Source organism: Bacillus sp. 05T31 (assembly GCF_056396725.1).
In genome coordinates this window covers 1-5,172 of sequence record NZ_JBFTMA010000271.1, presented here as the reverse complement: position 1 = coordinate 5,172, position 5,172 = coordinate 1, and the positions used below count along the sequence as shown (strand labels likewise).

General features: G+C 37.9%; 7 protein-coding genes. All 7 read right to left on the bottom strand.

Translation table 11 applies throughout. The features are described 5' to 3' along the window. Positions 1-327: 327 nt before the first annotated feature. Positions 328-1,827 carry a lysine--tRNA ligase gene (gene lysS / locus AC1DJR_RS16650; RefSeq protein ID WP_477003056.1) on the bottom strand — a complete coding sequence of 500 codons (1,500 nt, stop codon included), beginning with the start codon at positions 1,825-1,827 and terminating at the stop codon, positions 328-330. Positions 1,828-1,987: 160 nt separating this feature from the next. Continuing rightward, positions 1,988-2,986, bottom strand: a complete 999-nt coding sequence (dusB, locus tag AC1DJR_RS16645) for a tRNA dihydrouridine synthase DusB (protein ID WP_002009708.1) — start codon at positions 2,984-2,986, stop codon at positions 1,988-1,990. Between the two features lie 23 nt (positions 2,987-3,009). Then, positions 3,010-3,213 carry a helix-turn-helix domain-containing protein gene (locus AC1DJR_RS16640; protein ID WP_002009706.1) on the bottom strand — a complete coding sequence of 68 codons (204 nt, stop codon included), beginning with the start codon at positions 3,211-3,213 and terminating at the stop codon, positions 3,010-3,012. Continuing rightward, on the bottom strand, positions 3,165-3,680 hold the full coding sequence (folK, locus tag AC1DJR_RS16635; protein ID WP_002130229.1) for a 2-amino-4-hydroxy-6-hydroxymethyldihydropteridine diphosphokinase: 516 nt from the start codon (positions 3,678-3,680) through the stop codon (positions 3,165-3,167). The genes AC1DJR_RS16640 and folK overlap by 49 nt, the downstream gene beginning before the upstream one ends. Further along, positions 3,677-4,039, bottom strand: a complete 363-nt coding sequence (gene folB / locus AC1DJR_RS16630) for a dihydroneopterin aldolase (RefSeq protein ID WP_429692421.1) — start codon at positions 4,037-4,039, stop codon at positions 3,677-3,679. The genes folK and folB overlap by 4 nt, the downstream gene beginning before the upstream one ends. Next, positions 4,040-4,900 (bottom strand): dihydropteroate synthase, encoded by an 861-nt coding sequence (gene folP / locus AC1DJR_RS16625; RefSeq protein ID WP_477003055.1) that lies wholly within the window; start codon positions 4,898-4,900, stop codon positions 4,040-4,042. Next, positions 4,875-5,172: aminotransferase class IV (locus tag AC1DJR_RS16620; protein WP_477003054.1), on the bottom strand; the 298-nt coding region annotated here is incomplete at its 5' end. The genes folP and AC1DJR_RS16620, both read right to left, overlap by 26 nt.

Here is a 5,172-nt window from a genome sequence, read left to right as displayed (position 1 = left end):
GTCGCTCAWTTGCGACTTCCTTATGTTAACATCTTCRTTTTTCGATGTCAACTAAGTTTTTCAATTTMTTTTTTGTCGTTTWCTGCGTTTCCGCATCAGCGACGKTTATTAATATATCATGTAGAAAAATGAAATGCAATAGTTTTTCTAATAAAATTTTTAACTTAGTAAAAAAGCATAAAAACAGCACCTTTCTTCTATATAAGTATAGTTTTTTAATCTGACGTCCATTTAACGAGTAATAATCTCGCTTTCCTTTTAATAGAAGGTTTCTCTCCCCTCAAATAAATAAAGAAATAAAAAAAGCTTTGGAGAAATCTCCAAAGCTTAGTCTTGTTTATGGCGCATAGCTGGGAATAATAGTACGTCACGAATAGATGGTGCGTTTGTTAATAACATAACAAGACGATCAATACCGATTCCTAACCCTCCCGTAGGAGGCATACCGTACTCAAGAGCTTCGATATAATCATCATCCATCATGTGAGCTTCGTCATTACCTTGCTCGCGCTCTTTTAGTTGAGCTTCAAAACGTTCTTTTTGATCGATTGGATCATTTAACTCAGTGAATGCATTTGCATGTTCACGTGCAACGATAAATAACTCGAAACGATCTGTGAATCGTGGATCTTCGTCATTCTTTTTCGCAAGTGGCGAAATTTCTACCGGATGACCGTAAATAAATGTCGGTTGGATTAATTTATCTTCTACTTTTTGTTCGAAGAACTCATTAATAATATGACCAACTTCCATTGTATTCTTAATTTCCACATTATGTTCTCTTGCAAGTTCACGCGCTTCTTCTACACTCATTGGATTCCAGAAATCTGCTCCAGAGTGTTGCTTAATTGCATCTACCATATGAAGACGTGTCCATTCTGGCTCTAGATTAATTTCATAATCACCATATTGGATTGTTGTTGTATCCAATACTTTTTTCGCGATATGAGCAACCATATTTTCTGTTAGTTTCATAATATCATTATAATCAGCGTACGCTTCATATAATTCAATCATCGTAAACTCAGGGTTATGACGAGTTGATACACCCTCATTACGGAATACACGGCCGATCTCATAAACCTTTTCTAATCCACCCACAATAAGACGTTTTAAATGAAGTTCAATTGCGATACGCATATATAATTCCATATCTAACGCATTATGGTGTGTAGTGAAAGGACGAGCAGATGCTCCACCTGCAATCGCGTGCATCATAGGCGTTTCTACTTCAAGATAACCGTTGTCATCTAAATATCTTCTCATTTCACGAATGATTTTACTACGGGTAACGAACGTTTCACGGCTTTCCATACTTGTAATTAAGTCCAAGTAACGTTGACGATAGCGTTGTTCAACATCTTTTAATCCATGGTATTTATCCGGTAATGGACGAAGGGATTTCGTTAAAAGTGTAAATCCTATTGCTTTTACTGAAAGTTCTCCAACGTTTGTTTTGAACACTTTACCTTCAATACCTACTAAGTCACCTAAATCTGCTGTCGTAAATAACTCGTACTCTTCATCTCCAACAGTATCTTTACGAACATAAATTTGAACTTGCCCCTGTAAATCTTGAATATGCGCAAATCCCGCTTTTCCTTTACCGCGTTTTGTCATAATACGACCAGCGATAGAAACAGTGATTTCTTTCTCTTCTAATTCTTCTTTAGAGAATTCTCCATATAGACTTACTAAGTCAGTTGTTGAATTTGTGCGTTCAAATCGTTTACCGAACGGATCGATTCCTTGCTCACGYAAATTATGTAGCTTTTCACGACGAACAAGCAATTGGTCGTTTAATTCTTCGTGKTTCATGTTATCCATGATATTAATATCACTCCAGCTCTATTAATTTTTACAATATATACAGTATAGCATTTTCTACTCAACTAGAAAAACTGCCAGCAACTAACTGGCAGTTCTTCTTTCTTTCACGTAATTATAGGAAGTGTATAGAAGAATGTCAATCTCCTATGCCCCCTTATTAACCAACATAAATTGTTTGTTGTTTCGCTTCTACTTCTTCTACAAATGCACCTAATACATTCGCAAGGTCYTCACGYGTGTCGCAAGTATTGATACCATTACGCACACTCGCATTACCACGAACACCTTTTAAATACCAAGCTGCATGCTTTCTCATCTCTCTTACGGCAACATTTTCGTTCTTTAAATCGATAAGACGATCTAGATGCAACATACATACATCAATTTTCTCACGCACTGTTGGTTCCGGCATTAACTCACCTGTCTCTAAATACTTTACCGTACGATAAATCATCCACGGATCTCCAAGAGCAGCGCGACCAATCATAACGCCATCTACACCAATTTCATCAAGCATACGCTTTGCATCTTGTGGTGTTTCGACATCACCATTTCCGATAACCGGAATATTTACAGCCTGCTTTACTTGTTTAATAATATTCCAATCCGCTTTACCTTCATACATTTGYACTCGTGTACGCCCATGAACMGCTATCGCTTGTCCACCAGCACGCTCAACAGCTCTAGCATTTTCTATTGCGAAAATATGTTCTTCATCCCAACCAATACGCATTTTAACTGTAACTGGCTTTTCAACAGCATCTACAACCGCCGCTACCATCTCATATATTTTATTTGGGTCTAAAAGCCACTTTGCTCCTGCATCACACTTAGTGATTTTCGGTACTGGGCACCCCATATTAATATCAATAATGTCTGCTGTCGTATATTTATCTACGTATTTCGCAGCATCTACAAGAGTTTCTTTCTCTCCACCAAAAATTTGTAAACTTAATGGCTTTTCCCTCTCATCGATATATAACATATCTAATGTTCTTTTGTTATTAAGTAATATTGCCTTATCACTTACCATTTCAGCACAAACTAACCCTGCACCAAATTCTTTTACCGTCAAACGGAATGCAGAGTTACACACTCCCGCCATCGGTGCTARTACAACYGGATTTTTCATCTCAATATTTGCAATCTTTAACACCCGACTTACTCCTTCCTTTACGGTCACTTTGGCATCAATTCGTCTATTGAAACGTTTAATGTTTTAGCGACTTCTACTACAAAATCTTGGGAAGGTGATCTATTGCCCCTCTCAACTTCACCTAAAACCGATACAGATACCCCTAATTCTTTCGCAAAACCTTCTTGCGTATAGCCTTTTAGCTTTCGAAAAGCACGAATGCGTCTTCCCCATTTTTCTGCTTCCATACCGTTACTCCCTCTCGCCTTTTCATTTCTTCTACTTGTGAACGTGAAATGTTTTGTTTTATATCTTGATTAATCTCTAACAACGGAACGATAACAAAAGCTCTTTCGAACATCCGCGGATGCGGAACAATCAGATTCTCTGCTTCRATATTTTCTTGATTATATAGTAAAATGTCAAGGTCGATGGTCCTCGGGCCCCATCTAATTTCCCTTTTTCTTCCTAGGTCATTCTCTACCTTTTGTGTTACTTTCAATAATTCTTGCGGTGATAAATTGGTAGAAATTTTTATAACTAAATTTAAAAAGCAATTTTGGTCAGTATAGCCAACCGGATCAGTTTCATATACAGACGAAACATCATCAACTTGGATATGCTGGTTTTTATTTAAAAACTGAATTGCTTCAGTTAAATAAGTATAACGCTCCCCAATATTGGAACCTAATGCAATGTACGCTATATTATTCATGGACGTTCTCTCGTAATTTCTACCGCTACAGCACGATAATGTCCCGGTATCGGCGGATCCGGTTTAATTACCTTAATTGTACACTGTGAAATACTCTCATATTGTTTCAATATATCTGTAGCGATATTTTCAGCGATACTCTCTACAAGCTTATACGTTCTACCTTCAACCACTTTTCTACATAGTTCGAAAAGCTCCCCGTAATTGACAGAATACCCTAAGTCGTCACTTTCTCCTGCACGTTTTAAATCCAACTCCACCGTTAAATCCACTTTAAATCTCTGACCCAATTTATTTTCTTCTGGGAATACACCATGATAACCGTAAAACTCCATATCATGGATATAAATTTTATCCAATTACTTTRCCCCCTTACCAATCATCGCRTCCATCATCTTRGCCATACGCGCCATTTCTTTCACATCATGAACACGGATAAACTCACAGCCCTTTTCAATACCAAGACAAACGGTAGCTCCCGTTCCTTCAAGACGTTCCTCCACTGGCAAATCTAACACATGGCCAATAAAGGACTTTCTTGAAGTACCTAAGAGAACTGGGTAACCCAGTACATTTAACTGTTCTAAATTGCGCATCGCTTCTAAATTTTGCTCAGGTGTTTTCGCAAAACCGATACCTGGGTCTAAAATAATATTCTCATCTCGCACACCAGCATCTTTAGCAATTTTAATACTTTCATACAAATCAGCAATCATATCGGCCATTAAATTGCGGTAATTCATATTATCTCGGTTATGCATTAAGATAATGGGCACATCATAATAGGCTGCAACTTCAGCAATCCTCGGTTCCGCCTTCGCTCCCCAAATATCATTAATAATATGAGCACCAGCTTCAATCGCTTGTTTCGCAACCTCAGCTTTATACGTATCAATAGAAATAGGTAGCTTTACTTCTTTTGACACTGCCTGAATCATTGGAACAACTCGCTTTATTTCCTCTTCTACTGAAACTTTAGCGAAACCCGGGCGGGTAGATTCGCCGCCAATATCAATAATATGGGCACCTTCACTTTTCATTTCTTTCGCATGTCGCACCGCAGCATCTACTTCGTTGTAACTCCCACCATCAGAAAATGAATCTGGCGTTACATTTAAAATCCCCATAATTAATGTCTTTTCATTTAAGTTCAATGTATATTCGCCGCAGCGCAAATCATAATCCCACTTCAAACTACACATCTCCTCTTCGCAATTCATTTCTGCTCCACAATTTCTCTCTCTGCACTCCATAAAGATCCATAAGTCTTTTTGTAACCACTCCCACTTTACCCGGGAAATCTTTCTCCTCTATACGATAAAGGGGGACAATCTCTTGAATAGAGTTCGTTACGAACACTTCATCCGCTGAAAGCAATTCATCTTTTGTAAAGAAACCTTCCTTTACTTCTATATCTAGCTCTTCAGCAGCCTTTATAATAAACGCACGAGTGATTCCGTTTAAAATCCCTGTTTCTAATGAAGGAGTATAT